The following is a 2,215-nucleotide window of genomic DNA, read 5'->3' on the forward strand; positions in this document are numbered from 1 at the left end:
TAAACCGCGCCACTTGTGTCATCCTCTCAAACCAGCCTTTCTCTTAGTTTAATTCATTTGCGTTTGAGAGTTTACACAAAATATTTTACAGTCTCTGGACAATTATCGAAAGGGGGCAGTCTTAAATGATGGTTTTCACGATCCGCTCAATTATAACAGTTACCCCCTTCCGAGTCCCTACCACCAATTTCTCGCCAAGATATATCGCAATCGACTCTCCGTCAGCAATTTGGCTTATCCGTTGCACTACAGCTTGCTCAATTTGTTTTTTCTGTTTTTCGACAAGATCGACCTCATATTTGAATTCGATCAATGGCTCGCCCGCCTCCATTCCTCGTATTTTACGGAGCAACGCCTGGTTCTCCTTAGAAACGCTAAAGCTCATATCAACAACCCTCATGTCCTTCCGATTCGGGTTTTCAACTACACGATTTCGTTTTAGCGGCACAATGAATCTCCTCCTCCGGTTTTTGCCTTTGAGGGCGGACTTATGTCATTAACAACGTCTCCCGCCGCCCTGTATCCCCTTTACTTCTCATTTTTAGAACAGCATCGTCCGAAGATAATAGCCGATGACCAATCCACCAATGAGCATGACGAGATCAGCGATCAGTTCAGCAATGAAACGCTGTATGAATCTCGGCTCGCGAATCTTTTTTACCAAAGCATTCATTCCTTTCACACCCCCAACGAGTTGCCTTCTAAACAAAATAAAAACCGCCCGGGGATAACCCAGGCGGCAAAGAACATTATTTTGAACTTGCAACAATCGACAATACTTATTCAATTGCATGTTTACCGCCTCTCCCTTCGGTTTCTTTGATTCTATCATATACGCTGTTATAGTGAATTGCAACAAAAATCGAATACTGTTATATAACAAATCCTATTGATAGCCCAATGATTATTTTTTTCATGATAAGCCCGACCCCTTCGAACCTTTTCCTTGTCCTCCCCCTTACCTTTGCCTTAAATCCGCCCCACCTTCCTCTTTTCGATCTTCTTTAGAGCCGGTTTGTAGACCCAATAGATCATCTCAGTCAGGCAAACAAGTCCTAATCCCCGTTCCTCTTCAATCGAATAGGTGTTTGACCCAATATCGCAGTTCATCCTCGCACCATCAAAATAAATCCGCTCGACAGGCGTATGTCCGTGGATGATAGGCTTTCCTTGGGTTAGGGAGAGCAGGTTTTCTTTGGGAATGCTGTATAAGTCGAATTCTGACATCCATAGGATATCACGGCTTTGCTCGTCTAACGGTTCAAAAGGGTTTAGTCCAGCATGAGTATAGACAAATTCGTCATCTTCAAAGTACAGCGGCAGGGAATATGCCCATTCCATATGTACCAACCGCTCCGAATCATTCGAAAATGTCTTGTTAAAGCTCTGGAGCGTTTCGTCGCCACCGTGACTTAAAAAGGTTTTATCACCGGCTCGAAAATAATCACCCATCATTTCCTCATGGTTGCCGATTAACGCATACACATTGTTAGGGTATTTTTCGGTCATCAATTTGATCTCCCTGACAACCTTCGCACTTTCCCTGCCCCTGTTGATCATATCGCCGCCGATTACCAGTTGGTCTTGGGTGTAATCAACTTCCGCATGTTTTAAAAGAACCTTTAAACCTTTGTACTCGCCGTGGATATCTGTCATAAAGAATTTTCTCATGTACGCCTCCGGTTTGTAGCTATATTCACGTATTCGGCGACCTCGTTACCCACTCCTTCTGTTTTTTACATTTGCTTCTTCACTTCATCCTCTCACCAAAAAGCCGATTCGAACGTAACAGTTCCAAAGCTTTTTTGGATTGCTCGATCTCGCGACGACCCATTGCAGGAATTTTTGTTTCATACTTGCTCTTTTCCCGCTTTTTTCGTGCAACTTTCACCAGTACTACCTCCATCACAATACTTTTAACAGTTTATTTGGGGCGACAATTCTGGCAGTTTATAGCTTTAAATGTCTCCCTACCTTTAACGAGATCATCTGTAAAGTAGTAATGCCCATTCTTGTTCGTATTGTTTAGCACCTTTTCCCGAAAGCCCGATACATTTACGTCAGCACAACCGGCTGTATGTATAGTTTTCCTGGTTGTGTCTGTAATAATAAAATAGCAATCTCTAAAAGTCCGGTGAAAAAGTCCGCCAAGCAGGCTTTTACCACGGTTTTGTCGAATTATACAGTAACACGACCATTGAAAGAGTGATTGAGC

Annotated in this window: 4 protein-coding genes; all 4 read right to left on the reverse strand. The window is 43.1% G+C overall.

What is annotated here, in order from left to right; all coding sequences use genetic code 11:
• Positions 1-121: 121 nt before the first annotated feature.
• On the reverse strand, positions 122-448 hold the full coding sequence (locus G485_RS0117310; protein WP_027093540.1) for a hypothetical protein: 327 nt from the start codon (positions 446-448) through the stop codon (positions 122-124).
• A gap of 93 nt (positions 449-541) precedes the next feature.
• Complete coding sequence (locus tag G485_RS27170; RefSeq protein WP_035157018.1) at positions 542-793, reverse strand: hypothetical protein; 252 nt, start codon at positions 791-793, stop codon at positions 542-544.
• A 176-nt stretch (positions 794-969) separates the two neighbouring features.
• A complete protein-coding gene (locus G485_RS0117320; protein ID WP_027093541.1) occupies positions 970-1,671 on the reverse strand; it encodes a metallophosphoesterase in 702 nt (233 codons plus the stop codon).
• 79 nt (positions 1,672-1,750) lie between these two features.
• Positions 1,751-1,891: a hypothetical protein gene (locus G485_RS30090; RefSeq protein ID WP_156922460.1), complete on the reverse strand. Its 141-nt coding sequence runs from the start codon at positions 1,889-1,891 to the stop codon at positions 1,751-1,753.
• Between the last annotated feature and the right edge of the window lie 324 nt (positions 1,892-2,215).

Source organism: Cohnella thermotolerans DSM 17683, from assembly GCF_000429825.1.
GTDB lineage: Bacteria > Bacillota > Bacilli > Paenibacillales > Paenibacillaceae > Cohnella > Cohnella thermotolerans.

Bases quoted from the DNA above. Each gene is read 5' to 3' on its own strand.
- G485_RS27170 (WP_035157018.1), bottom strand. From the start codon at position 793: ATGCAATTGAATAAGTATTGTCGATTGTTGCAAGTTCAAAATAATGTT.
- G485_RS0117320 (WP_027093541.1), bottom strand. From the start codon at position 1,671: ATGAGAAAATTCTTTATGACAGATATCCACGGCGAGTACAAAGGTTTA.